This is a genomic window from Variovorax sp. GW821-FHT10D07 (assembly GCF_059415325.1).
This window is the reverse complement of sequence record NZ_JBWKMZ010000001.1, coordinates 980,945-1,005,933: the sequence shown is the minus strand read 5'-3', so window position 1 is coordinate 1,005,933 and position 24,989 is coordinate 980,945. Positions and strand designations below refer to the sequence as shown.

Annotated in this window: 16 protein-coding genes; 3 read left to right on the top strand and 13 right to left on the bottom strand. The window is 72.0% G+C overall.

The annotated features are described in order from the left end of the window. Window positions 1-19: 19 nt before the first annotated feature. Both AC07PU_RS04505 and AC07PU_RS04500 read left to right on the top strand, forming a co-directional pair. Entirely contained in the window at window positions 20-238 is a 219-nt protein-coding gene (locus AC07PU_RS04505) for a hypothetical protein (RefSeq protein ID WP_093350115.1), read from the top strand. Next, window positions 235-8,454 carry a glycoside hydrolase family 94 protein gene (locus tag AC07PU_RS04500; RefSeq protein ID WP_495315582.1) on the top strand — a complete coding sequence of 2,740 codons (8,220 nt, stop codon included), beginning with the start codon at window positions 235-237 and terminating at the stop codon, window positions 8,452-8,454. The genes AC07PU_RS04505 and AC07PU_RS04500 overlap by 4 nt, the downstream gene beginning before the upstream one ends. Before the next feature lie 16 nt (window positions 8,455-8,470). On the opposite strand, the gene AC07PU_RS04495 is transcribed toward AC07PU_RS04500, so the two are convergent. Next, window positions 8,471-9,268, bottom strand: coding sequence for a LuxR C-terminal-related transcriptional regulator (locus AC07PU_RS04495; protein ID WP_495315580.1), 798 nt, complete (start codon window positions 9,266-9,268; stop codon window positions 8,471-8,473). A 209-nt stretch (window positions 9,269-9,477) separates the two neighbouring features. On the opposite strand from AC07PU_RS04495, the gene gmd reads away from it, so the two are divergent. Beyond that, window positions 9,478-10,518 carry a GDP-mannose 4,6-dehydratase gene (gene gmd / locus AC07PU_RS04490; RefSeq protein WP_495315578.1) on the top strand — a complete coding sequence of 347 codons (1,041 nt, stop codon included), beginning with the start codon at window positions 9,478-9,480 and terminating at the stop codon, window positions 10,516-10,518. A 13-nt stretch (window positions 10,519-10,531) separates the two neighbouring features. Here the strand turns inward: gmd and AC07PU_RS04485 are convergent, their stop codons facing one another. The 12 genes from AC07PU_RS04485 to AC07PU_RS04430 are packed head-to-tail and all read right to left on the bottom strand — an operon-like array spanning window position 10,532 to window position 24,945. Then, window positions 10,532-12,064 (bottom strand): mannose-1-phosphate guanylyltransferase/mannose-6-phosphate isomerase, encoded by a 1,533-nt coding sequence (locus AC07PU_RS04485; RefSeq protein WP_495315576.1) that lies wholly within the window; start codon window positions 12,062-12,064, stop codon window positions 10,532-10,534. 47 nt (window positions 12,065-12,111) lie between these two features. Next, window positions 12,112-12,897 carry a response regulator transcription factor gene (locus AC07PU_RS04480; protein ID WP_093350099.1) on the bottom strand — a complete coding sequence of 262 codons (786 nt, stop codon included), beginning with the start codon at window positions 12,895-12,897 and terminating at the stop codon, window positions 12,112-12,114. Further along, the gene (galE, locus tag AC07PU_RS04475; protein WP_495315574.1) at window positions 12,870-13,997 is read right to left on the bottom strand and encodes a UDP-glucose 4-epimerase GalE; all 1,128 of its coding nucleotides are present in this window, start codon (window positions 13,995-13,997) and stop codon (window positions 12,870-12,872) included. The genes AC07PU_RS04480 and galE overlap by 28 nt, the downstream gene beginning before the upstream one ends. Next, the gene (locus AC07PU_RS04470) at window positions 13,994-15,265 is read right to left on the bottom strand and encodes a glycosyltransferase WbuB (RefSeq protein ID WP_495315572.1); all 1,272 of its coding nucleotides are present in this window, start codon (window positions 15,263-15,265) and stop codon (window positions 13,994-13,996) included. The genes galE and AC07PU_RS04470 overlap by 4 nt, the downstream gene beginning before the upstream one ends. Beyond that, on the bottom strand, window positions 15,262-16,560 hold the full coding sequence (locus AC07PU_RS04465) for a lipopolysaccharide biosynthesis protein (protein WP_495315570.1): 1,299 nt from the start codon (window positions 16,558-16,560) through the stop codon (window positions 15,262-15,264). The genes AC07PU_RS04470 and AC07PU_RS04465 overlap by 4 nt, the downstream gene beginning before the upstream one ends. Window positions 16,561-16,582: 22 nt before the next feature. Then, window positions 16,583-17,515 (bottom strand): hypothetical protein, encoded by a 933-nt coding sequence (locus tag AC07PU_RS04460; protein WP_495315568.1) that lies wholly within the window; start codon window positions 17,513-17,515, stop codon window positions 16,583-16,585. Between the two features lie 32 nt (window positions 17,516-17,547). Further along, on the bottom strand, window positions 17,548-18,522 hold the full coding sequence (locus AC07PU_RS04455; RefSeq protein WP_495315566.1) for a hypothetical protein: 975 nt from the start codon (window positions 18,520-18,522) through the stop codon (window positions 17,548-17,550). Continuing rightward, window positions 18,519-19,598 (bottom strand): glycosyltransferase, encoded by a 1,080-nt coding sequence (locus AC07PU_RS04450; RefSeq protein ID WP_495315563.1) that lies wholly within the window; start codon window positions 19,596-19,598, stop codon window positions 18,519-18,521. The genes AC07PU_RS04455 and AC07PU_RS04450 overlap by 4 nt, the downstream gene beginning before the upstream one ends. An 8-nt stretch (window positions 19,599-19,606) precedes the next feature. Then, window positions 19,607-20,929 carry a hypothetical protein gene (locus tag AC07PU_RS04445; RefSeq protein ID WP_495315561.1) on the bottom strand — a complete coding sequence of 441 codons (1,323 nt, stop codon included), beginning with the start codon at window positions 20,927-20,929 and terminating at the stop codon, window positions 19,607-19,609. A gap of 38 nt (window positions 20,930-20,967) precedes the next feature. Beyond that, window positions 20,968-21,945 (bottom strand): GDP-L-fucose synthase family protein, encoded by a 978-nt coding sequence (locus tag AC07PU_RS04440; protein ID WP_495315559.1) that lies wholly within the window; start codon window positions 21,943-21,945, stop codon window positions 20,968-20,970. 52 nt (window positions 21,946-21,997) lie between these two features. Further along, window positions 21,998-22,657, bottom strand: coding sequence for a sugar transferase (locus AC07PU_RS04435; protein ID WP_093350076.1), 660 nt, complete (start codon window positions 22,655-22,657; stop codon window positions 21,998-22,000). Then, the gene (locus AC07PU_RS04430; protein ID WP_495315557.1) at window positions 22,654-24,945 is read right to left on the bottom strand and encodes a polysaccharide biosynthesis tyrosine autokinase; all 2,292 of its coding nucleotides are present in this window, start codon (window positions 24,943-24,945) and stop codon (window positions 22,654-22,656) included. The genes AC07PU_RS04435 and AC07PU_RS04430 overlap by 4 nt, the downstream gene beginning before the upstream one ends. Between the last annotated feature and the right edge of the window lie 44 nt (window positions 24,946-24,989).

Genomic DNA, 24,989 nt, shown 5'->3' with positions numbered 1-24,989 from the left:
GTCACAAGGAGCCGTAGCCATGTCAGCCCCCCTCTCGTCCATCCCTTCGCACGCCGACCTCATCGGCAGCGACGTCGATTCCCTCGCCTCCCACATGCGCCATTGCGCGCGCGCGCACGGCCGCTGGTCCTCGCTGCGCGGCCGCCTGCAGCAGCTGCACGCGCTCGCGGCCGGCCGCATCGTCACCCTGGCATGCGCCGCCGTGGTGCTCGGCATCGGCCTGTTCCTCGCGGCTTGAGCGCCGCGGCCATCGTCCACAGGCTCGACGGACTGAGCGCCTACGCGCGCAACCTGCTGCTCAACCCGCACGATCCGGTGGCGCCACCGATCCGCGCGGAGCTGTTCGGTGCCCAGCGTTTCGAACAGCATGGGCGCAGCCTCGCGCGCGCGCAGGCGGTGGTGGCGGACGACGACCGCGCGCGCCACGCGCGCGAGCGCGCGCCGTTCTTCCCGCGCGTGCACGAGAACCTCGAGTCGCTGCGCAGCGCCTTCGACTACATCGCGCTGATCTCGCAGAGCGGGCGCTACGTGTCGCCGGCCGCGGAATGGCTGCTCGACAACTTCCACCTGGTCGAGGCGCAGCTGCAGCAGATCCAGGACGGCGTGCCGCGCAGCTATTACGCGCGCCTGCCCAAGCTCGCGCGCGCGCCGCTGGCCGGCCTGCCGCGCGTCTACGGCATCGCCTGGGCCTACGTGGCCCACACCGACAGCGTGCTCAACCAGGCGCTGTTCACCGCCTTCCTCGATGCCTACCAGGACATCGACGAACTCACGCTGGGCGAACTCTGGGCCCTGCCCACCACCTTGCGCGTGGTGCTGCTCGAGAACCTGCGCCGCGTGGCCGAGAGCATCGCCGAGCACAAGGTGGCGGGCGAGATCGCGCACGCGGCCTGGGACGCGGCCGCGCGGCTCGACGCGGCCGACCTCGACGTGCTGTTCCGCGCGCTGCACAGCCACGGCCTGCAGCACAGCTACCTCACGCAGCTGTGGCAGCGCCTGCCGGGCGAGCATGGCGAGAACATGCCCGCGCTGGTGCGCTGGACCGAGCTGCACTGCCCGAACGGCGCGGCGCTGATCCGCGATGCGCAGGACGCGCAGGTGGCCGCCAACCTGACGGTCGGCAACATCATCACCACGCTGCGCATGGTCGGCCAGGTGGAGTGGAACGACCTGATCGAGCCCGTGAGCCGTTCGCTGCGCGTGCTGCGCGAGCTGCCGAGCTTCGCGGCCGAGAGCGAGCCCACGCGCCAGCAGATCACGCATGCGATGGAGCAGGTGGCGCGCCAGAGCCGGCGCTCCGAGCGCGACGTGGCGCAGGCCGTGGTGCAGCTGGCCATGGCGGCCGCGCACGACGGCAGCTATACGCGCGAACCCGACGTCGACCCGGCGGACGAGACCGCCGGCTACTACCTGTTCGGCCAGGGCCTGCCCGCGCTCGATGCGCTGCTGCGCCCGCGCGCCGACGCCGCGGGCCCTCGTGCACGCCGCGCCGCGCGGCACGGCGCGCGCTCGTGGCGGCTGCCGCTGTACGCCTTCGCGGTCGTGCTGGTCACCGGCCTGCTGTTGCTGGCCGCCGCGCGCGGGCTGCCGCACCGCGGCGACTGGTTGTCGGTGCTGGCGCTCGTGCTGCTCGCCTGGCCGCTGTCGGAAGCGGTGACCGCGCTGGTCCAGCGCATCGTCGCGGAATCGGTGCGCGTGCAGGCGCTGCCGCGGCTCGATTTCGCGGCCGGCATTCCCGCGCGGCACCGGGTGCTGGTCGCGGTGCCGGCGATGCTGGTCTCGGCCGAGGGCAACGCGCAGCTCGCGCACCGGCTCGAGCTGCACTGGCTCGCCAACCGCGAGGCGCACGCCCAGTTCGCGCTGCTGACCGACTGGGTCGATGCGCCGCTGGCGACGCTGCCCGGCGACGCGCCGCTGCTCGAGGACGCGCTCGCGCGCATCGCCGCGCTCAACGCGCGCCATCCCGCGGCCGAGGGCGCGCTGCCGCGCTTCGTGCTGCTGCACCGCCCGCGCAGCTGGAGCGACACCGAGCAGCGCTGGATCGGCTGGGAGCGCAAGCGCGGCAAGCTCGAGATGCTGCTGCGCCTGCTCGCGCAGGGCGAGGCCGACGGCTTCCTGCCGACGGCGCCCGGCAGCTTCGCGACCGGCCGCACGCCCTACGTGCTCACGCTCGACAGCGACACCGTGCTGCCGCCCGGCGCGCTGCGCGAGCTGGTCGCGGTCGCCGCGCATCCGCTCAACGCGCCGCGCGTCGATGCCGCGCGCCGCCGCGTGGTCAGCGGCTACGGCATCCTGCAGCCGCGCATCGTCACGCCCTTCGGGCCGCGCGAGGAGCGTTCGCCGTTCCGCTGGATCTTCGCGGGCGCCTGCGGGCTCGATCCCTACAGCAACAGCGCCTCCGACGTGTACCAGGACGTCTTCGGCAGCGGCTCGTTCACCGGCAAGGGCCTGCTCAACGTGCGTGCCGTGCATGCGGTGCTCGACCGCCGGCTGCCCGACGACGCGGTGCTGAGCCACGACCTGCTCGAAGGCTCGATGGCGCGCTGCGCGGTGGTGAACGACCTGGTGCTGGTGGAGGACTTCCCGCACCACGCGGGCGTGTTCGCCTCGCGCGTGCACCGCTGGGTGCGCGGCGACTGGCAGCTGCTGCCGCTGATGCGGCGCGCCGGCCACTACGGCATCGACGGCGTGGGGCTCTGGAAGATGGGCGACAACCTGCGCCGTTCGATGGTGGTGCCGGCCTCGTTCGCGCTGCTGGTGCTGGTGGTGTTCACGCATGCGCTGCCGCTGGGCTGGACCTTGCTGGCCGTGGCCGCGGGGCTGACCATCGGCCCGGTGCTCGGCGCGCTGGCCGGGCTGGTGCCGACGCGGCGCGCGATCGAACTGCGCCATTTCTTCGACGTCGGCGCGGTCGAACTGCTGCGCGCCCTGGCCGGCGCGGCCTGGCAGTTCGTGCAGCTCGCCGCGCAAGCCCGGATGCTGCTCGACGCGATGGCGCGCGCGCTCTGGCGGCTGCTGGTGAGCCGGCGGCGCCTGCTGCAATGGACCACCGCCGCGCAGTCGCAGGCCCAGTCGAGCCAGCGCCTGGCCGCGTTCCTGCGCGGCGGCGGCGCGGTCGGGGGCGCCTGCCTGCTGCTGGCCGTGGCCGCGCACTACAGCGACTGGCCGGTGCTGGCCCCGCTGCTGTTCGTGCTGTGGGCACTGGCGCCGGTCGCGGCCTGGTGGGGCAGCCGGGTCGAGACCGGGCGTCCCGACGCGCTCGACACCGGCCAGCGCGACTACCTCGAGGCGCTGGCGCGCGACACCTGGCGCTTCTTCGAGCACGTGGTCGGCGCGCAGGACAACCACCTGCCGCCCGACAACCTGCAGACCGATCCCGAGCCGGCCCTGGCGCACCGCACCTCGCCGACCAACATCGGCATGTACCTGCTGGCGGCCGCCTGCGCGCGCGAGTTCGGCTGGATCGGCAGCACCGAGCTGGTGGCGCGGCTGACGGCCACGCTCGGCAGCGTCGACCGGCTGCACAAGCACCAGGGCCACCTGTGCAACTGGTACGACACGCGCACGCTCGAGCGGCTGGCGCCGGCGTATGTCTCGAGCGTGGACAGCGGCAACCTGGCCGGCCACCTGATCGCGGTGGCACAGGCCTGCCGTGCCTTCGCGGCGCAGGACGCGGCCGGCGGCGGCGCGGCCGGGGCACCGAACGGCGAGGCCCTCGAGGCGCTCGCGCGGCGCTGCGAGGCGCTCAGCGACGGCATGGACTTCCGCGGCCTCTACGACCCGAAGCGGCACCTGTTCCACATCGGGCTGCGCGTGGACGACGACGTGCTCGATGCCAGCTACTACGACCTGATGGCCTCGGAGTCGCGGCTGCTGAGCTTCCTCGCGATCGCCAAGGCCGACGTGCCGCGGCGCCACTGGATGGCGCTTGGGCGGCCCTTCCTGCTGGTGGGCTTCCGGCCCGGCCTCAAGTCGTGGTCGGGCTCGATGTTCGAGTACCTGATGCCCTCACTGGTGATGCCCGAGCCCGACGACGGCCTGCTGCAGGTGGCCAATGCCGCCGCCATCGCCGAGCACCGGGCCTTCGCGCGCGCGCAGGACCTGCCCTGGGGCGTATCGGAGTCGGCCTATCACGGCCGCGACCATTCGCTGGCCTACCAGTACGCGCCCTTCGGCGTGCCGCGCCTCGCGTTGCGCCGCACGCCGCCCACCGACCGCGTGGTGGCGCCCTATGCGAGCGCGCTGGCCGCGGTGCTCGCGCCGGCCGAGGCGACCGACAACCTGCGGCTGCTCGAATCGCTGGGCGCGCGCGGCGCCTACGGCTTCCACGACGCGGTCGACTTCACCGCCTCGCGCCAGCACGAGGGCCAGGCCTTCACCGTGGTGCGCAACTTCATGGCGCACCACCAGGGCATGACCCTGGTGGCACTGTGCAACGTGCTGCGCGACGACGCGCCGCGCCGCTGGTTCGGCAGCGCGGCCGTGGTGGAGGCGCATCTCTCGCTGCTGCACGAGCGCACGCCGCGCCAGATCATCGGCAGCGCCGACCCGCGCTCGCCGCCCGAGCCGAGCCGCGGCGAGCTGCCGCCGATGTTCCAGCCGCGGCTGGTCGATCCGCTGGCACCGGGCCCGCAGCCCACGCACCTGCTGTCGAACGGCCGCTACACGGTGGCGCTGCGCGCCAGCGGCGCCGGCGTGAGCCGCTGGCGCTCGTTCAACGTGACGCGCTGGCGCGACGACCCGCTGCGCGACGGCTACGGCACCTTCTTCTACCTGCGCGACGACGCGAACGACACGCCGGTTTCGCTGACCGCGCTGCCCGCGCCCGGCATCGACTGGGACTACCGCACCCGCTTCCTCGCCGACCAGGTGCAGTTCGATGCCAGCGGGCCGGGCCTGCAGGTGCGTACCACGGTGCTGATCAGCCCCGAGGACGACACCGAGCTGCGCAGCATCACCTTGCAGAACACCGGCGAGCGCACGCGCACGCTCGAGCTGTTCTCGTACTTCGAGCCGGTGCTCTCGAACCCCAAGGCCGACGAGGCCCATCCGGCCTTCGCCAACCTGTTCGTCGAGTCGCGCTGGCGTCCGGACCTGCGCGCGCTGCTGATGTCGCGCCGGCCGCGGCTGCAGGGCGATCCGGCGGTGGCGGCCGTGCATTTCGTGGCCTCGGTCGATGCCCACGTGATCGCCATCGACTGCATGACCGACCGGCGCGCCTTCGTCGGCCGCAACCGCACGCTGGCGGCGCCGGCGATCGACATGCAGCCGCTCGATGCCACCGGCGCGCCCATCAACGGGCTCGATCCCATCGCCTGCCTGCGCGTGCGGCTGTCGATCGCGCCGGGCGCCACCGCGCGGCTGGGCTTCGCCACCGCGGCCGACGACAGCATCGAGGCGCTGATGCCCACCATCGACCGCTACCTCGAGCCGATGCACGTGGAGCGCACGAAGCGCATGGCCGCCACGCTGGCGCAGGTGCGGCTGCGAGACCTCACGATCACGCCCGCGCAGAACGTGGCGCTGCAGGACCTCACCACCATCCTCACCTACACCACGCCGCGCCCGATGGGCGAGCGCGGCCTGTTCGACCTGCGGCAGATCTGGCGCTTCGGCATCTCGGGCGACAAGCCGATCGTGCTGGTGCTGATCCACTCGGTGAGCGGCATGGGTCTGGTCAACGCGCTGCTGCGCGCGCAGCCGTGGTGGGGCTTCGGCGGCGTGGCCTGCGACCTGGTGGTGATCAACGGCGAGCCGGCCTCCTACCTGCTGTCGCTGCAGCGCGAGATCGAGACCTTGCGCCAGCGCGTGCTGCAGCAGACCCGCAACAGCTTTCCGCGCAACGACACCGCCGGCTTCTACCTGCTGCACGAGCAGGAGGTGTCGGCCGCCGAGCGCGCGGCGCTGTCGAGCATGGCGCGCGTGGTGTTCACCGCCGACGGGCGTGCGCTCGACGTGCAGGTGGCCGCCTTGCGCGAGGCGCGCGGCATGGGGCCGTGGGCGCCCGAGGCCGTGCTGCCGCCGGCGGTGCCGCTGGCGGCCGGCGTCGCGTCGACGCTGCCGGCCGAAACCGTCGCGGGCGAGTTCGATGCCGCGAGCGGCGAGTTCCGCTTCGAGGTGGGCCTCGCGCGCCGCACGCCGCGTCCATGGATCAACGTGATCGCCAACGCGGGCTTCGGCTTCCAGGTCTCCGAGTGGGGCAACGGCTTCACCTGGGCCGGCAACAGCCGCATGCACCAGCTCACGCCGTGGTCGAACGATCCGGTGCAGGACCCGGCCTTCGAGCACTACCTGCTGCAGGACCTGTCGACGCGCGAGCTGCTGCCGCTCACGCCGGCTGGGCGAGGTGGTGGCGACGGTGCGCCCGACGACCTGCTGCACCGCGTTCGCCATGGCCAGGGCTACACCGTCTTCGAATGCCGGCTGGGCGGGTTGTCATTGAGCACCACCTTCCTGGCCGACCGCGACGATGCCGTGAAGCTGGTGCACGTGCGCCTGCGCAACGAAGGCAGCGGCACGCGCCGACTGCGCGCGCTCGCGATGGCCGAGTGGCAGCTGGGCGCGGCGCGCGGCGAGCGTCGCAGCGTGCGGACCTGGAAGCAGGACGACCTGCCGGCCGTGTTCGGCGAGCAGCGTGAGTCGAGCGGCGGCTTCGGCGGCGGCACGGCCTTCCTGATGCTCGCGGGCCTGCCGGGCGCCACCCAGTGGACCTGCGACCGCAACGAGTTCTTTCGCGGCCGCGGCATCGTCGAGGTGCCCGACAGCCTCGGGCGCCGCGGCGGCAGCGGGCTCGATGCCTGCGCGGCCGTCGACGGCGAATTCAGGCTGGCCGCGGGCGAGGGCGCGAGCTTCACCTTCGTGCTGGGCCATGCCGACAGCGCCGAGGCCGCCATCGCGCTCGCACGGCGCTGGCGCGAACGCGACATGCCGGCCGCGCTCGCGCAGGTCGGCGGCTTCTGGGACGAGCTGCTGGGCCGGCTGCGGGTGCGCACGCCCGATCCGCTGTTCGATGCGATGGTCAATCGCTGGCTGGTCTACCAGACCCTGGCCTGCCGGCTGTGGTCGAAGGCCGGCTTCTACCAGGCCGGCGGCGCCTTCGGTTTCCGCGACCAGCTGCAGGACGCGATGGCCTTCGCGCTCACCGATCCCAAGCGGCTGCGCGCGCAGATCCTGGTCAACGCGGCGCGGCAGTTCCCCGAGGGCGACGTGCAGCACTGGTGGCACATGCCCGGCGGCGCCGGCGTGCGCACGCATTTCTCCGACGACCTGCTGTGGCTGCCGTTCGCGGCCGCGCACTATGCGCAGGTGACGGGCGATGCCACGCTGTTCGACGAGAGCGTGGGCTTCATCGAGGGCGCGGCGATCCCGGCCGGCGCCGAGGACGCCTACTACACGCCGCAGCATGCCGGCCGCGTCGCCAGCCTGTACGAGCACGGCGCGCTGGCCATCGACCGCAGCCTCGCGACCGGCACGCATGGCCTGCCGCTGATGGGCACGGGCGACTGGAACGACGGCATGAACCGGGTCGGCCACGAGGGCCGCGGCGAATCGGTCTGGCTCGCGTGGTTCCTCTGCAGCGTGGTCGAGCGCTATGCGCCGATTGCGCAGGCCCGCGGCGAGACCGAACGCAGCGCGCGCTGGCTGCGTGCGCGCGAGGGCTGGATCGCCGCGCTGCACGACGCGGGCTGGGACGGCGCCTGGTTCCGCCGCGCCTTCTTCGACAACGGCGCGCCGCTGGGCTCGGCCGCCAACGACGAGTGCCGCATCGACCTGATCGCGCAGGCCTGGTCGGTGCTGTCGGGCGCCTCGGACGAGGGCCACACCCAGGCCGCGATGGCCGCCGCGAAGACGCATCTGCACGACGACACGGCCGGGCTGCTGCGCCTGCTCGCGCCGCCGTTCGTGCAGTCGGCCAACAACCCCGGCTACATCCAGGCCTACCCGCCGGGCGTGCGCGAGAACGGCGGGCAGTACGCGCATGGCGCCGTGTGGGGACTGATGGCGCAGGCGCTGCTCGGCGACCGCGAGGCGGCCTGGGCGAGCTTCGAAGGCCTGAGCCCGGCCCATCGCGCCAGCGATCCGCGGCGCGGTCCGACCTACGAACTCGAGCCCTACGTGATGGCCGGCGACATCTACGGCGCCGCTCCCTACGTTGGGCGCGGCGGCTGGAGCTGGTACACGGGCTCGGCCGCGTGGCTGCACCGCGCGGCGGTCGAAACGCTGCTGGGCCTCACGGTGAAGGGCGACGCGCTGTCGCTCGCGCCGCGCGTGCCCGCGCACTGGCCGGCCTTCGAGATCGAATTGCGGCTCGGGGAGCGCGCGTTCACGCTGCAGTGGGGCGCGCCGCAAGGCGCTGCCGCCGCCACCCACCATGCGGTGGAGGGCGACTGGATCGACTGGCGGGCGTTGCCCGCGAAGGCGGTGGTTCGGATCGGCAGGCGCTCGGGCGCCTGAACCGCCGGCGCCCGGCTCACAGCAGCCCGGTCAGGGTCGCGCGGCTCACGGCCTGCGCGCGCGAATGCACGTTGAGCTTCTTGTAGATGTTCTTCATGTGGGCATTGACGGTCTGCATCGAGATGCCGAGACCTAGGCTCACGGTGCGTGTCGCCTGGCCGCGTGCCACGCAGTCGAGCACCTCGCGCTCCCGCGTCGTCAGCACGATGTCCAGCGGATGGGCGTCGGGCGTGGGCCGCTCGACCGAATGCCGCCCCATGTGCGCCAGCAGCCGCCGCGACAGCCTGGGCGTGATGGCCGCGCCGCCATTGACCACCTGCAGCACGGCCTGCGCGAAACTCTGCTGCCACGCGTTCTTCAGCAGGTAGCCCGTGGCGCCGGCCTCGAAGGCACGCAGCACGTGAGCGTCGTCCTCGAGCGCGGAGACCACGATGATCTCGCAGTGGCTCTGCTGCTTGCGTGCATCGCGGATCAGTTCGAAGCCCGAGCCGTCGGCCAGGCGCAGGTCGAGCATCAGCACGTCGAACTCTTCCGACGCGAGCAGGCGCCGCGCATCGCGCGCGCTGCCGGCCTGGCCCTGGAGCCGGATACGCATGTCCGACAGCAGCTCCTGCGCGATGACGCGGCGCATGCCCTCGTCGCCGTCCACCAGCAGCACGCGCACGGGGGCGTCGTCCTGCCCGGTCATGAAATGCGGCCACTGCGGCTCGCCGGGCCGGCAGACCCCGGTCCCGTCACGGGTGCGGTAGCGGGTGATGCGGCCGCCGTCGAGCCTGGCGAACGTCTCGGAATCGGACGATGTTTCGTCGGTCATGAGTAACTCCCTTGTGTCAAAGCGACCTGAATGTTTTATGGGGTCGCGGAATCCACGAATGGAGTACTTTCTAATTGCTTTGAATGTAGGCCAGGGCGCTGTCGATACCGCAAGCGAGGGGTGATGGGTACGTAGTCGAAAGGCCCAAGTTGCCCACCGCCACGGCGGAACTCCTGTACGCTGCATCACGAGTCAACCAAGGAACCGTGATGAAGAAGAAGACCGCGATCGTCACGGGCATCAGTGGCCAGGACGGCGCCTATCTGGCGCAACTGCTGCTGGCCAAGGGCTATGTGGTCCATGGCACCTACCGCCGCACCAGCTCGGTCAATTTCTGGCGCATCCAGGAGCTCGGCATCCAGGACCATCCCGATCTGCATCTGGTCGAGTACGACCTCACCGACCAGGGAAGCTCGCTCAGCCTGGTCCAGCAGACGGAGCCCGACGAGATCTACAACCTCGCGGCGCAAAGCTTCGTCGGCGTCAGCTTCAACCAGCCCGTGGCCACGGCGCACATCACCGGCATCGGGGCGCTGCACCTGCTCGAGGCGATCCGCCTCATCGACCGGCGGATCCGCTTCTACCAGGCATCGACCTCCGAGATGTTCGGCAAGGTGCAGGCCGTGCCCCAGGTCGAGGGCACGCCGTTCTATCCGCGCAGCCCCTACGGCGTGGCCAAGCTCTATGCGCACTGGATGACCGTCAACTACCGCGAGAGCTACGGCATCTTCGGCAGCTGCGGCATCCTCTTCAATCACGAAAGCCCGCTGCGCGGGCGCGAGTTCGTGACGCGCAAGATCACCGACGCCGTGGCCCGGATCAAGCTGGGCAAGCTCGAGGTGCTGGAGCTGGGGAATCTCAATGCGCAGCGCGACTGGGGCTTCGCGCGGGAGTACGTGGAGGGCATGTGGCGCATGCTGCAGACGAGCGAGCCCGATACCTACGTGCTCGCGACCAACCGTGCCGTGACCGTGCGCGACTTCGTTCGTCTGGCGTTCCGGGGCGCGGGGATCGAGGTGGAATTCCGGGGCGTCGACGAGGCCGAGACCGCCGTCGACACGGCGACCGGCAAGACGGTGCTGCGCGTGAACCCGAAATTCCACCGCCCCGCCGAGGTCGACCTGCTGATCGGCGACCCCAGCAAGGCCAGGGACCAGCTGGGATGGGCGCCCACGACCACGCTCGAGCAGCTCTGCCAGATGATGGTGGACGCCGACCTGCGGCGCAACGAGGCCGGCTTCTCGTTCTGAGCGGCGCGCCGTCTCAGGCCGGCTGCGCTTCGGGCAGGGGACGCGGGCTGTTCCACTCCACCGTCGGCGTCGCGACGGCGCCTTCGCCGGCGACCGACAGCAGCGCCTGGTTCTGCGCATCGCCGCGATCCGCCACGATGCCGCAGCGCCCGTAGCTGTCGTCGAAACGCACGATGTCGTCCTCGCCGAGATAGCTGCCGGTCTGCACCTCGATCACCTCCAGCGTGGTCTTGCCCGGGTTCTCGAGCCGATGCACGCAACCGAGCGGTAGGTAGATCGATTCGTTCTCGCGCACCAGCCTGACCTTTCCGTCGCAGGTGGTCTTGGCCGTGCCCTGCACCACGATCCAGTGCTCCGAGCGGTGGTGATGCATCTGCAGCGACAGCTTGGCGCCGGGCTTGACCGTGATGTGCTTGACCTGGAAGCGCTCGCCGTTGTCGATGCTGTCGTACGCACCCCAGGGCCGCACCGTGCGCCGGTGCTCGGTGGCCTCGGGCCGGCCCTCGAGCGCCAGCATGCGCACCACCTCCGCGACCTGCTCCACGCAGCCCGCGCTCGCGACCAGCAGCGCGTCGGGCGTGTCCACGATGATCAGGTCCTCGGTGCCCAGCGCCACCACCGGGCGGTGCGGCGCATGGATGAAGGTGTTGCGCGCGCGCAGGCTGCGGCCCTTGCCGCTCGTGCGGTTGCCGGCCTCGTCGGCGGGATGCAGGGTCGCGACCGCGTTCCAGCTGCCCACGTCGCTCCACGCGCCCTCGAAGCGCACCATCGCGATGTCGGGGTGCTTCTCGAGCACCGCGTAGTCGATGCTCTCGCTGCGGCAGGCCTGGAAGGCCTCGGCGCCGAGGCGGCGGAAGCTGCCGTCGATCGACGAGGTCGCGAGCGCGCGCTCGCAGGCGAGCAGCACGTCGGGCGCATGCGTGCGCAGGGCCGCGACCAGCGTGCCGGCGCGCACGAGGAAGATGCCCGCGTTCCAGCAGAAGCCGCCGTGCGCGAGCAAGGCCGCCGCCACCTCGGCCTGGGGCTTCTCGAGAAAGCGCGCCACCGCGTGGCTGCGGCCGTCGGCCGAGGCGGTCCCCACCTCGATGTAGCCGTAGGCCGTGCTCGCGAAGGTCGGCGCCACGCCGAAGGTCACGATGCGGCCGGCGCGCGCGGCCTCGACGCCGGCGCGCACGGTGTGCGCGAATAGCTCGGCATCGGGGATGTGATGGTCGGCCGGTGCAAAGAGCAGCAGCTCGTCGGCCCCGGCCTGCAGCGCCGCCACCGCCATCGCGGCCGCGGTGTTGCGCCCCACGGGCTCGAGGATCTGGCACCCGCCGACGCGGGCGGCATCCACCGTCTCGCGCACCAGGAAACGATGTTCCTCCGCGGCGATGCAGGTGATCTCGCCATGCAGGCCGCGCAGGCGCTCCAACGTGAGCTGCAGCAGGCTCTTGCCGCCCACCAGCGGCGCGAACTGCTTGGGCAATGCCTTGCGCGACAGCGGCCACAGGCGCGTGCCGCTGCCGCCGCACAGCACGACGGGATGGATGATGGAAGTGGTCATGGCGTGTCCGATGAAAGGAAAAGGAGAAGAGGAGAAGGGAAGGCGGCTCAGAGCTGGCCGGTGTGCGTCGCGAAGCTCACGGCCTGCGCGCGCGAATGCACCTGCAGCTTCTTGTAGATGTTCTTGATGTGGGCATTGACGGTCTGGCCCGAGATACCCAGCCGTTCGCTGATCTCCTTGGAGACGCAGCCGCGCGCCACGCAGCGCAGCACCTCGCGCTCGCGCGTGGTCAGCGTGGCCTCGCGCTGCGGCGCGTCGGGTGGTGGATCGCCGGCCTGCTGGCTCAGGCGCGCGAGCAGGCGGCGCGACAGCCGCGGCGTGATCGCCGCGCCGCCGTTGACCACCTGCAGCACGGCCTGCGCGAAGCTCTGCAGCCAGGCGTTCTTCAGCAGGTAGCCGGTGGCGCCGAGCTCGAAGGCGCGCATCACGTGGGCATCGTCCTCGAGCGCCGAGACCACGATGATTTCGCAGTAGCTGTGCTGCTTGCGCGCCTCGCGGATCAGGTCGAAGCCGGTGCCGTCGCCCAGGTGCAGGTCGAGCATCAGCACGTCGAACTCCTGCGTCGCCAGCAGGCGCCGCCCCTCGCGCACGCTGCCGGCTTGCGCCTGCAGCTGGATGCGCATGTCCGACAGCAGCTCCTGCGCGATCACGCGCCGCATGAACTCGTCGTCGTCCACCAGCAGCACGCGCACCGGCGCGTTCTCCTGCCCGGTCAGGAAGTGCGGCCACTGCGGCTCGGCCGGCGGGCAGACGCCCGTGGTGTAGCTCGCGCGGCGCGCGAAGGTCCGGCCGGACTCCGGCGTCTCTAGAGAGGAAGGAACGGTATCGGACATGAAGGGATCCCTGGTTGAGTGGAAGGCGTTCTGGGTAGCGGGAGCGGTGGGGGTGGCGGCGGCGCGGCCTCGTCGAAGCCGTGGGGATTGCCGACCTGCCAGCGCCAGCTGTCGGCGCACATGTCGTCGAGGCTGCGGCGCGCGCGCCAGCCGAAGCGGGCCTGGGCGCTGTCCGCGTCGGCCCAGTAGGCCGGTGCATCGCCGGGGCGCCGCGGGCCCAGGCGCAGGGCGATCGCACGGCCGCTGGCGCGCTCGAAGGCCGAGACCACCTCGAGCACCGAGGCGCCGCGCCCCGTGCCGAGGTTGGCCATCAGGATTCCCGGCTCGCGCGTCACGTGGCGCAGCGCGGCCACATGGCCCTCGGCCACGTCCATCACGTGCACGTAGTCGCGCACGCCGGTGCCGTCGGCGGTGTCGTAGTCGGTGCCGTGCACCACCAGGTGCGCGCGCGTGCCCACCGCCACCTGCGAGATGTAGGGCATGAGGTTGTTGGGGCGGCCGTTCGGGTGCTCGCCGATCAGGCCGCTCTCGTGCGCGCCCACAGGGTTGAAGAAGCGCAGGCAGGCGATGCCCCAGCGCGCGTCGGCGTGCGCCAGGTCGAGCAGCACCGTCTCCACCATGGCCTTGGTGCGGCCGTAGGGATTGACGGCGGCGTGCGGCGCGCTCTCGGGGATCGGCGAGCGCGCCGTGTCGCCGTACACCGTGGCCGAGGAGGAGAACACCAGCCGGCGCACGCCCGCGCCGTCCATGGCGCGCACCAGCGCCAGCGTGCCCGCCACGTTGACCTCGTAGTAGCCGAGCGGGTCGTCCACCGAATCGCCGACCGCCTTCAGCCCCGCCAGGTGCAGCACCGCGCCGAAGGCATGCGCGGCGAACACCCGCTCGAGCGCCGCGGCGTCGCGCACGTCGGCGCGCACCAGGAGCGGCGCCACGCCCGTGATGGCCGCGATCCGCTCCAGCGAGCGCGCGCTGCTGTTGACCAGCGTGTCGAGCACCACCGGCAGATAGCCGGCCGCGATCAGCGCCACGCAGGCGTGGCTGCCGATGAAACCCGCGCCACCGGTCACGAGGATCTTGGGAGGGGAGAAGGCGGCGTTCATGGCGATGCGGGCTGCTCGCTGCGGTTCGCGAGGCAGCGCAGCAGCTCGGCCTCGAGGCGCCGGAAGATCGCGTCCTGGTCCAGCTCGGCCTCGGCGAAGGCGCGGCCGGCCGCGCCCAGGGCCTCGCGCCGCGAACGGCAGGCCGCGAGCTGCGCGATCGCGTCGGCGAGCGCGCGCGCGTCGCCCGGCGGCACCACCACGCCGCGGCCTGTCACGGCGCGGCCGAGCTCGGTGTCGGGATGCGCGGTCACGATCACGGCGCGGCCGCTCGCGAGCATGCCGGTCAGCTTCGAGGGCATCACCAGGTCGGCGGCGTCGGCGCGTTGCGGCAGCACATGGATGTCGGCGCTGCCGAGCAGCTCGTCGAGCCGCTCGGCCGGCTGCAGGTCGAGGAAGTGCACGTGGCGCAGGCGAAGGCAGGCATCCATCAGCGCCGCGCGGCTCGGTCCGTTGCCGCAGATGACGAAGTGCAGCGCCGGCGCATCGGCCAGCAGCGCGGCGGCTTCGGCCAGCAGCTCGATGCCCTGCTTGTGGCCCAGGCTGCCCGCGTAGAGCACCAGCACCGCGTCGGGCGCGATGCCGAGCGCGGCCCGGTAGCCACCGGCGGCATTGGGCGCCTCGGGATCGCGCGGTGGGGCCGGCCGGATCGCACGCAGGTCGACGCCGTTCGGGAACAGCACCAGCCGCTCCGGCCCCACGCCCTTGTCGCGGGCCTTGGCGAGCATCGCGGCCGAGATCGTCGAGACGCGGTCGAAGCGGCCCATCAGCCAGCACTCGGCCGCCAGCGCCATGCGCCGCACGCGGCCGCCGCGCACCAGGCCCAGGCCGAAGGCGGCGTCCACCTCGTAGTCCTGGATATGCAGCCACGACCTGCCGCCCGCGAGCTTCGACAGCAGCAGCACGCCCGGCGCGCAGAACAGCGGCGGCTCCACCACCATCACCACGTCGGGCCGCCAGCGCGCCTGCGCCAGCAGCAGCGGCAGGCTCGACAGCATGAACGACGCGAGGTGTGCGAGGCGGGCCAGCGTGCGCGGGCGTGCGGGCACCCAGGTCGGCGCGCGCCAGACATCGACGCCCTGCCAGTCGCCGCGGCGGTAGGCCCAGGCTGAATGGCCCTCGGCCACCCGCCACTGCGGAAAGAAGGGCGGCGCCGCGATCACGCGCACCGCGTGGCCCCGCGCGCTCAGCCAGCGCGCCATCTCGCCCGAGTACTTGCCCACGCCGGCCAGCTCGGGCGCGAAGTTCATCGAGTGCAGCAGGATCTTCATGGCCGGCTCCGCAACGCGCCGCGCGCCATGCGCACGATGGGGTAGGTGCCGAACTCCAGCCGCATGCGCAGCTCGTAGAGCACGAAGTCGCTGACGCAGGCGAGCAGGAACACGTAGTGCGGCTGGCCCGGAAAGGCCCGGATCACCACGGCGTACGACAGCAGCCGCAGCGCCACCTCGAGCAGCGCCCAGCGCGCCAGCGAGGCCACCGGCACGCGCAGCGCGAGCAGCATCTCGTGGTGCACGGTGTAGGTGCGCAGCAGGAAGTAGGGCGCGATGCACAGGAAGATCTCGAGCGCCTCGCGGCCGACCTTCAGCAGCGGCGCGGCCAGCACGATCAGCGCGGCCAGCCCCGCGAACAGGCCGCAGCCCAGCAGGAAGGATTGCCGTGCGAGCTTGAACACCGAGGCATCGAGCGCCTCGGCGCTGGCCGTGCGCATCGCCGGGGTCTTGGTGTAGAGGAAGGCCTGCACGAACTGCGAGGGCGCCTCGGCCAGCAGGAACGCGAGCTTGAAGGCGCCCACGTAGCCCAGCGGCATGAAGAAGGCCACCACCAGCAGGTCGGACTTGCGCAGCAGGAACAGCAGCAGCGAATAGACGGTCGCGCCGCCCTGGGCCGAGAGCGCCAAGGTGGCGGCCCCGCGCGGCGGCCGGCCGGCGCGGCCCGCGCGCACGATGGCCGCGGCCACCAGCACAAAGGCGAACAGGTTGATGGCCAGCAGCTGCGGCACGTCCAGGGCGTCGCCTGCGTGGCCCAGCGCGGCGAGGCCGGCCACGCCCAGCACCAGGATGCTCGAGCGCAGGCCGGATTCGAGGTTGAGCAGCCCCGCGTGGCCGAGCCCGCGGCTGTAGGCGAGACGCAGGCTGTTGAACGAGAAGACGGCGAGCGTGGCGGCGACCAGCACCAGCGCCGTGCCGGATGCGGGCACGCGCTGCAGCGCCAGCATGCCGAGCGCGAGCAGCAGCGCGATCGGCAGCCCGATCGCGAGCGTGCGCACCAGGTCGCCGCGCTGGATGCGCGGGCCCGGGCCGGCGGCGTGGCGCGAGAACAGCAGCGAACTGCCGAGCGTGCCGATCACCAGCGCCGCCTCGAGCACCGACTGGTAGATCGAGTAGGCACCGAAGCGCGCGGGCGCCACGTGGGCGGCCAGCAGGAAGACGGCGAGGAAGCCCGAGAGATAGACGTAGAAGCGCGACGCCAGCGCGCCCAGCCCGTGCAGCGGCAATGCGCGCAGCAGCCCCGCGGCGGGCAGGCTGCGCAGCACGGGCGGCAGGCGGAGCGGTCGGATCGGCATGGTGGGTGTCGCGATCGGCGCGTTACTCCGAGGGCGGCAGGTCGGCGAGCCGGTCCGCGGCGGGGGCGCGCCGCGCGAGCAGGCCCATGCCGAAGGCCCGGTTCTTGGCCCGGCGCGCGAACTGCAGCCCGTAGGTCAGCAGCGCGACCCGGCGCGTGCCGCCGCGCAGCGCATGCGCCATCGCCAGCTTCGCGCGGCCCTGGAAATGCAGGGCCAGCGCGTTCACCGTCTCGCCGGCCTGCGTCGTGAGGCAGGGCTGGCCGTCGCGGTAGGTCAGATGTTTGGCGCCACCCAGCAGCCGGAATTCGTTGGCGCGCAGGTTGTGGGCGCTGCTGATGTTGTGGTCGATCACGCAGCCGCCGAACACGCGGTTGATCGGCCGTGCATTGCCGCTCGCCTGGGCCCACAGATGCAGCAGCGTCATGTCCGATACGCCGCCGCGCTCGCCCCGGGCCGCGAAGCGCGCGGCGATCTCGCGCAGCGTCGCGCGCCCCGCGCGGCTGGTGTAGGTGTCGAGCACGAAGGCGACGAAGCCGGCCAGCCCCGCGGCGCTCCAGTAGCTCACGTGCGGCGATATCTGGCACGGGTCCCAGCCATCGAGGGGCTCGATGAACGAGCCCGAGAAGTCGGCCTCGCCGACCAGCCGACGCACATGCGCGCCGAGGCCGCGGAACAGCAGCACGTCGCTGTCGAGCAGCGCGAACTCGCGGCATTCGGGCTGCGCCTCGAGATGGGCCGCCAGCAGGAAGTAGCGTCGGAAGCAGATCTTCTCGAACGCGGGCGTGTTGCTCGACAGGTGCACGTAGCTGCGGCACAGGCGCTCGTAGTCCGCGCCGGCCTCGGTGCCCGCGAGCACCAGCAGGTTTTCCCGCGCGCGGGCTGCCGATTCGCGGCACAGCGCCAGGGTCTTGTTCTGGCGGTCTTCCACCACGATGAAAAGAAGCGGTTGGGTCATGGTCGGCGAGGCCTGGGGCGGGAGCGGTGAATTCAGGGAGCGGGCGCCGTCGCGCTGCGCACCAGCGCGACATGCGCGGGCAGGAAGCGGAAGTCGGCATCGAGCGGCAGGTCGAGCGTGAACAGCCCCTTGCGCGCGACCGCCTCGGCGATCCAGCCGCGCAGCTGGGCCGCGGCGAAGCGCGGCGCGGAGACGCGGCCCCACGAGGCGGCCAGCGGCGTCAGCACGTGGAACATCAGGTCCGAGGGCGGCGCGGCCAGTTGCGCGGGCGGATCCATGAACTCGCCGGCCATCAGGTTCTGGCATGGCGCGGCCTTGAGGCTGAAGCGCTGCGGCCCTTCGCCCGCGTTGAAGGCGAGCCAGCGGTCGCTCGCGCCGCTGCGCGCGGCGCCGCACAGCGCGTTCCAGTCGGAGGGCGTCATGTCGCGCGTGTTGTAGGTGCCGTCGAACCACCAGCCGCGCGCCAGCGTGCCGTAGCGCTGCGACCACTCGCCGATCACCTGCGACCAGCCCGCGATGAAGCGCGCGGGCGGCGGCTGCTGTTCCGAGACGTCGCCGAGGCAGCCCATCAGGTAGCGATCGTCCTGCGGCGCGCGAAACGGCAGGTACAGCACCATCGCGATGCCGCGGCGGCGCAGCGCGCGGCCGATCTCCAGCGGCAGGTCGCGCGGCGGGCGGTCGCGCGCGCTGGCCGGGCACAGCGCTTCGAGCGCGGCATTGGGCGCGATGTACTGGCCGCTGTTCTGCCCCAGCGTCAGCACCAGGTAGGAGGCGCGCATCTCGGCCAGCGTGGCCGCGAAGGCTTCGACGTCGAAGCGCGCCATGTCGGCGATCGAGCGGCGGTCGGGCAGGTAGTGGACCATCACGCCGAAGCCGGGCGGTGTCAGCGCGGGCAATGGCGCGGCGAGGGCCGGCTCCGCGGAAACGGTGGTTTGGGCGGTGGCCGTCGCGGCGAACAGCGTCGTCGCCACGATCCGCGCCAGGAACCAACGAAGCGTGCGGGTCATGGCAGTGCGGCCTCGAAGGAAGCGGCCGTGCGCTGCAGCCCGAGATAGCGCGCCGCCACCGCCGCGGGCGCGCAGGCCGGCGCGTTCGCCCATGCCGGGCGTGCCTGCCGGTGCGCCGCGAGGTGGCGCGCCAGTGCGTCCAGGTCGCAGCACCGCTCGTCGACGAGGAAGGCATAGCCGCCGAACAGCTCGCGGTGCACGGGGATGTCCGACAGCAGCAGCGGCACGCCCAGCGTTGCCGCTTCGGCGGCGGAGAGGTTGAAGCCCTCGAAGCGCGACAGCGAGATGAAGGCCTGCGCGCCGCGGTAGAGGCCGATCAGCTCCTCGCGCGACACCAGCCCGCGGTGGCGCACGCAGCCGCGCAGCGAGGGCGCCTCGGTCGCGACCATGCGCGCCACCTCGGCCGCGCCGTTGCCCGTGATGTCGAGCCGGTCGACCAGCCCCGCGCGCTTCATGCGCTCGAACAGTCGCAAGGTGCCGCCGAAGTTCTTGTGCGGGTAGTAGTGATAGGCCGCGATCAGGTAGCGCTCGCCCGCGGGCGCGGCCTCGGGCGCGGCCTGCATGGCGACCGCGTCGACCGGATTGAAGATCACCGCCGAGTGCCGGCAAGGCCCGAAATGGCGCTCGAAGTCCTGCTGGCTGCTGCGGCTGATGAACACCACCTGCGCGTGGCTGCGCGCGAGCCGGCGCAGGTTCCAGTCGAGCCACAACCGCTTGGCGCGGCTGAAGTGCTCGGGATGGGCCTTGTACTGCAGGTCGTGCACGATCACGATCGCGTCGCGGTGCCGGCCGAACGGGGCGAAGGGCAGGAAGTAGTTCGGGAACAGCGAAGACACCCGCCGTCCCGACAGCCAGGCGCGCAGCTGGTGGGCGTTGTAGAGCAGGGTCTCGAGCACGAAGCGGCTGAGCCCGGTGCGGCGCGCGAGCTCGAACAGCCGCGGGTGCCGCTCGCTGGCCGAGACGATGGCCTGGCCGGCCGACCGCCGCATGCTGCGCAGCAGCACCTCGCAGACGTTGAGCACGCCGCCGGCGCCCCGGTTGAGCCGCAGCGTGTCGTAGAAGAGATAGTCGGGCATCGTGGGGCTCATGCGTGGGTGGCGGGACGGGGTGCGAGCGCGCGGCGCGCGGGACCGAAGCCGCCGGTGCACAGGGCACCGACCAGCAGCGCCGCGATAAGCCCCGAGGCCGCGAACGGACCCCAGCCCAGGATCGGCCCGCGCATGAAGGGCACGTAGGCCGCGAGCAGCACCAGCGCCGCGAGGTAGCCGCGCGAGAGCGGGCCGTGCGTGTCGATCGCGCGGTCGACCCGGCGGAACAGGCTCGAGAGCAGGAAGCCGAACACCAGCGGGCCCGGCAGGCCGAAGTCGAAGAAGACGGTGGCGAACTGCGCCAGCGACAGGTTGCTCTGCGAGAAGTTGCCGAGCACGGCGGGCCAGCCCAGCGGGTCGAAGTCGGGAAACAGCTTCATGTCGCGCGGCAGCACGAACGAGAAGCCCGACAGCAGGTAGCGGCCGAAGCCGAGATCGGGCGACGGTGCGCGCTCCAGCAGGCCGGCCACCACGTACATCGCGTCGAAGTCGGGGCTGTAGGGAAAGGTCGCGAGCGACTCGCCCCACATGCTGCCGCGCGAGAGCAGGTTGAACACCGGGCCCAGGCCCGCGATGGCGGCGAAGACGACGAAGGCCAGCGTCCAGCGCCGCGAGCGGCCAAGGCCGTGGATCAACAGCGGCAGCAGGCCGATCAGCAGGATCTGGCGCGCGGTGTTGACCGGGTTCGCCGCGATCGCGGCCGCGGCCAGCGCCAGCGCGGCCAGGCACCAGGCGGCGGCCGTGCGCTGGCGCAGCGCATGGATCGCCAGCGCGACGAAGCACATCAGCACCACCAGCTTGGGCAGCGTCGAGTAGACGATGAAGTCCAGCGGCGGGTTCTCGATCTCGCCGGGCAGGCCGCGCGCCACGAAGTTGAGGTCCGCGCGCGCCAGCAGTACCGCGAAGGCCGCGCCCAGCAGGCCCAGCAACAGCAGCGGGTGCGCCGCGCCGGGCGCCGGCGCGGTGCCCGCGATGCCCGCGATGTGGCGCAACGGGGGATCGACGACGCCGAAGCGCGCGGCCTCCACGCCGGCCATGTACAGCAGCAGCAGCATCAGCGCCTGCGTGTGCGCCACCGTGCCGATCACGCCGGCTTCCCAGAAGCTCAGGTCCTGCGCGATCTGGATCGCCGGCGCGAGCGAGAAGTAGGTCAGCAGGGTGGTGTAGTGCACGAGCAGGAACACGCTCGCGCCCGGGCCGCCAAGCAGCGCGAGCTGCAGCAGCGACAGCAGGAACACCGCCGCGTAGCCCCACACCGGGTCGAGCAGGCCGCACAGCATCGCCGCGGCGAGGCCGCACCAGAAGCACAGGATTCTCATGAGCGTCTCGCCGTTCGTTGGTTCGCGGGCGGCGGCGCTCAGGCCGGTGCCAGGGTCTCGACCGGCCGCACCGCGCGGCTGTAGTCGGCATAGGTGCGCCGCAGCCCGTCGGTCAGCGGCATCGTGGCGTGCCAGCCGATGCTGGCGGCGCGCGACACCTCGAGCAGCTTGCGCGGCGCGCCGTCGGGCTGCGAGGTGTCGAACTGGATCCGCCCGCGGTAGCCGACCACCTCGCGGATGTGATCGGCCAGCTCGGCGATCGACAGGTCGTCCCCGGTGCCGAGGTTGATGTGGGCGCGCATCGGCTCGGTGTGCGTGTCGTAGACGGCGCGCGAGAGGTTCATCACCGCGATGCAGCCGTCGACCATGTCGTCGACGTAGAGGAACTCGCGGCGCGCGCGGCCCGTGCCCCAGATCAGCACGCTGGGCGCGGCGGTGGACTTGGCGAGGTGGAAGCGCCGGATCAGCGCCGGCACCACGTGGCTGTTCTCGAGGTGGTAGTTGTCGCCGGGCCCGTAGAGGTTGCTCGGCATCACGCTGCGGTAGTCGATCCCGTGCGAGGCGCCGTACTGCCGGTTGTAGCTCTCGCACAGCTTGATGCCGGCGATCTTGGCGATCGCGTAGGGCTCGTTGGTCGGCTCGAGCCGGCCGCCGAGCAACGCCTCCTCGGCGATCGGCTGGTCGGCCAGGCGCGGGTAGATGCAGCTCGAGCCGAGGAACAGCAGCCGCGTGACGTTCGCGAGGAAGGCCTGGTGCGTCACGTTGGCCGCGATCATCAGGTTCTGGTAGATGAACTCGGCCGGGTAGCTCATGTTGGCGTGGATGCCGCCGACCTTGGCCGCGGCCAGGTAGACCTGGTCGATGCGTTCGCTCGCGAAGAAGCGGCGCACCGCCTCCTGGTCGAGCAGGTCGAGCGCCTCGCGGTCGCGCGTGACGACCTCGTGGCCCATGGCGCGCAGGCGCCTCGAGAGCGATTGGCCCACCATGCCGCGATGGCCTGCAACGTAGATACGCATAGGTTCTTTCGTGAAGTTCAAAAATCCGGGATCGATCGATGCGGCGGCTTCGCTAGCCCGAACCGCGCGCGCCGGCCACCACGGCGAAGGTCTTGAACAAAATGGCGACGTCGTGGCGCAGCGACAGCGTGGCGACGTAGTCGGCGTCCATCGCGGCGCGGCGGCGGTAGCTCACCTCGCTGCGGCCGCTGATCTGCCACAGGCCGGTGATGCCGGGGCGCACCGCGCAGTAGTGGCCCCAGTAGCCGCCGTACAGGTCCTTCTGCGAGAACATGCAGGGGCGCGGGCCGACCATGCTCATGTCGCCCTTGAGCACGTTCCAGAACTGCGGCAGCTCGTCGATGCTGTACTTGCGCAGGATCGCGCCGAAGGGCGTGATGCGCGGGTCGCGGTCCAGCTTCTGGTACTTGGCCCATTGCAGCCGCGCCGCCGCGTCCTCGCGCAGGTGGCGCGCCAGCACCCCGTCGGCGTCGGCCACCATCGAGCGGAACTTGTAGAAGCGGAACACGCGGCCGTTCTTGCCGTAGCGCGGCTGCATGTAGATCGCGGGCCGGCCCGAGCTCAGCAGCACGCCGATCCACACCAGCGCATAGGCCCAGCCGAACAGCAGGAAGAAGCTGCCCGCCATGGCGATGTCGACGCCGCGCTTGGCGGCCATCAGCGCGCGCCCCTCGAGCGAAGGCGCGGCCGGCGCGGTCTGCAGCAGGCTCATGCGGCCGCCCCCGTTGCGCCCGGCACGGCCAGCGGCGGCGTGAGGGCCGGATACTCGTGCGCGCGCACCCGGTAGGCGCCATAGCGGTAGGCGTAGCTGCCGTAGTAGCGCTGGCGCGCGTCGAGCGCGTTGAGCACCACGCCCTGGAAGCGCGCGCCCGCGTGGCGCAGTTCCTTGATGCTCTGCGTCAGGTCGCCGAGCTCGTTGTCGCCGGCGCGCGCCACCATCAGCAGCGTGCCCATGTGGACCGCCATCTCGGCCGCCTCCGAGGCCAGCAGCGTGGGCGGCGCATCGACGATCACCGTGTCGTAGCGCTGCGAGAGCCGATCGAGCAGCCGCGCGAAGGCATCGCCACACAGCAGGCCGGTGGGGTCGCGCGGCGGCACGCCGCTGGCCATCACGTCGAGCTGCGGCAGCACGGCGCGGTGGATCGCGGCCCGTTCGTCGATCTCGCCGAGCAGCAGCTCCGCCAGGCCGTCCTGCGGCGCCAGTCCGAAGTACGGCCCCAGGCTGCTGCGCCGCAGGTCGGCGTCGATCAGCAGCACGCGCCGGCCGCCGGCGGCGAGCACCACCGCCAGGTTGGCCGAGACGAAGCTCTTGCCGGCGCCCGGCGTGGCGCTCGACACCATGATGCGGTTGTTGCGCGCGCCCGGCAGCGCGAACTTGAGCGCGGTGCGCAACCGGCGCACGCCCTCGAGCGCCGGGTCTTCGGGGTGCTGCATCGCCAGCACGTGCACGCCGGGCAGGCCGTGCTGCGCCGCGCGGTCGAGCAGGCGCTGGTGCCGGCTCAGCGCCACCGTGCTGTAGACCTCGAGCCCGGTGTGGGCCTCGATCTCGGCCGGGCTCGCGACCGTGGCGCGCCACGAGCGGTGCAGCAGCACCGCGCCCAGGCCCGCGAACAGCCCCGCCACCAGCGCCAGGCCCATCGCGATCGCCGCCCTGGGGCGGATCGGCTTCTCGGGCTGCAGCGCCGGGTCGAGCACGCGCACGTTGCCGATGCGGCCTTCCTTCGCGAGCCGCATCTGCAGCGAGCTGTTGAGCAGCGCCACGTAGAGGTCGGTGTTGACCTTGATGTCGCGCTGCATGCGCAGCGCGTTCTGCTGCAGCTGCGGCATGCGCCGGATGCTGAGCTCGACGGTGCCGAGCCCCTTGCGCAACGCGGCGATCTGCGCGTCGATGGTCTGCACGCTGGGATCGCGCGCGGTGAAGCGCTCGGTCAGCTCGAGCCGCTTCTGGGTGGCATCGAAGAGCTTGGCCTGCAGGGTCACGTTCTGCGTCAGCGCATTGCGTGCCTCGTCGTCCAGGCTGATGGTGCCGTTCTGGTTGCGGTACTGGTTGTAGGCTTCCTCGGATTGCTCGAGCTGCGACTTGAGCTTGGGCAGCTCGCCGCCCAGGAAGTCGAGCGCGCGCTGCGCCTGCGCGGTCTTCTGGTCGATGTTGAGCCGCACGTACAGCCGCGCCACCTCGTTGAGCAGGGTGGCCAGCTGCATGCGGTCGCCGTGCTGCCAGCTCAGGTCCATCACCGAGGACTGCTTGCCCTTCTCGATCACGCGCAGGTCGCGCTGCAGTGCGAGCAACGTGAGCTGCTTCGACTGGCGCACCAGCTCGAACTGCGCGCCCGGCAGGCCGGCCATCGAGCCCACCAGCAGGTGCAGCGGCCCGAGCGCGGTCTCCACGTCGAGCGGCGCTCCCACCGTGCCGACGATCGGTTCGGCCAGCTTCGGATGCGTCAGCGTGAAGCCGCTGCGCGTGCCCGCCGTGAGCAGGAAGCGCGAGCCCTCGAGCTCGGGCGGCACGTCCATCTGCGCGACGACGATGCGTTCGGCGCCGTGGACGTAGCCGCCCATGCCCAGCAGGCCGGGCTGCGACAGTTCCCTGGTGCCGCGCGCGAGCCAGGCGCCGATCAGCGGCAGGTACAGCGGCCGGGCCTCGATGTAGAGCTTGGTGTCCTCGATCGCCTGGCCCAGCACCAGCCGCGACTTGAGGATCTCGGCCTCGCCCGCGGTCGGCGTCTTGGCGTTGAGCGCGCTGCTCGCCGACTCGCCCAGCAGGGTGCCGCCCGAGCGCTCGGCGTCTTCCACCTGCAGCAGCACGTTGGCCTCGTACACGCGCGGACCGAACAGGGTGTAGAGCGCGCCCAGCAGCAGCGCGGCCGCGACGAACTTCGCGATCGTCCAGCGGTTGTCGAGAAAGAGGTCGATGTGTTCCCGCAGGCGCGAGCGCGCCAGGGGAGCATCGGCCGGCGGGTCCGCGGGCGCGGGGGCCGCGATGAGCGATCGGGCATTCATGGGTTCACCTCGTGGTCTGTCGGGGGCGGGAGCGGGGGAGCCTG

Bases quoted from the DNA above. Each gene is read 5' to 3' on its own strand.
- AC07PU_RS04505 (WP_093350115.1), top strand. From the start codon at position 20: ATGTCAGCCCCCCTCTCGTCCATCCCTTCGCACGCCGACCTCATCGGC.
- AC07PU_RS04495 (WP_495315580.1), bottom strand. From the start codon at position 9,268: ATGACCGACGAAACATCGTCCGATTCCGAGACGTTCGCCAGGCTCGAC.
- gmd (WP_495315578.1), top strand. From the start codon at position 9,478: ATGAAGAAGAAGACCGCGATCGTCACGGGCATCAGTGGCCAGGACGGC.
- AC07PU_RS04485 (WP_495315576.1), bottom strand. From the start codon at position 12,064: ATGACCACTTCCATCATCCATCCCGTCGTGCTGTGCGGCGGCAGCGGC.
- AC07PU_RS04480 (WP_093350099.1), bottom strand. From the start codon at position 12,897: ATGTCCGATACCGTTCCTTCCTCTCTAGAGACGCCGGAGTCCGGCCGG.
- galE (WP_495315574.1), bottom strand. From the start codon at position 13,997: ATGAACGCCGCCTTCTCCCCTCCCAAGATCCTCGTGACCGGTGGCGCG.
- AC07PU_RS04470 (WP_495315572.1), bottom strand. From the start codon at position 15,265: ATGAAGATCCTGCTGCACTCGATGAACTTCGCGCCCGAGCTGGCCGGC.
- AC07PU_RS04465 (WP_495315570.1), bottom strand. From the start codon at position 16,560: ATGCCGATCCGACCGCTCCGCCTGCCGCCCGTGCTGCGCAGCCTGCCC.
- AC07PU_RS04460 (WP_495315568.1), bottom strand. From the start codon at position 17,515: ATGACCCAACCGCTTCTTTTCATCGTGGTGGAAGACCGCCAGAACAAG.
- AC07PU_RS04455 (WP_495315566.1), bottom strand. From the start codon at position 18,522: ATGACCCGCACGCTTCGTTGGTTCCTGGCGCGGATCGTGGCGACGACG.
- AC07PU_RS04450 (WP_495315563.1), bottom strand. From the start codon at position 19,598: ATGCCCGACTATCTCTTCTACGACACGCTGCGGCTCAACCGGGGCGCC.
- AC07PU_RS04445 (WP_495315561.1), bottom strand. From the start codon at position 20,929: ATGAGAATCCTGTGCTTCTGGTGCGGCCTCGCCGCGGCGATGCTGTGC.
- AC07PU_RS04440 (WP_495315559.1), bottom strand. From the start codon at position 21,945: ATGCGTATCTACGTTGCAGGCCATCGCGGCATGGTGGGCCAATCGCTC.
- AC07PU_RS04435 (WP_093350076.1), bottom strand. From the start codon at position 22,657: ATGAGCCTGCTGCAGACCGCGCCGGCCGCGCCTTCGCTCGAGGGGCGC.
- AC07PU_RS04430 (WP_495315557.1), bottom strand. From the start codon at position 24,945: ATGAATGCCCGATCGCTCATCGCGGCCCCCGCGCCCGCGGACCCGCCG.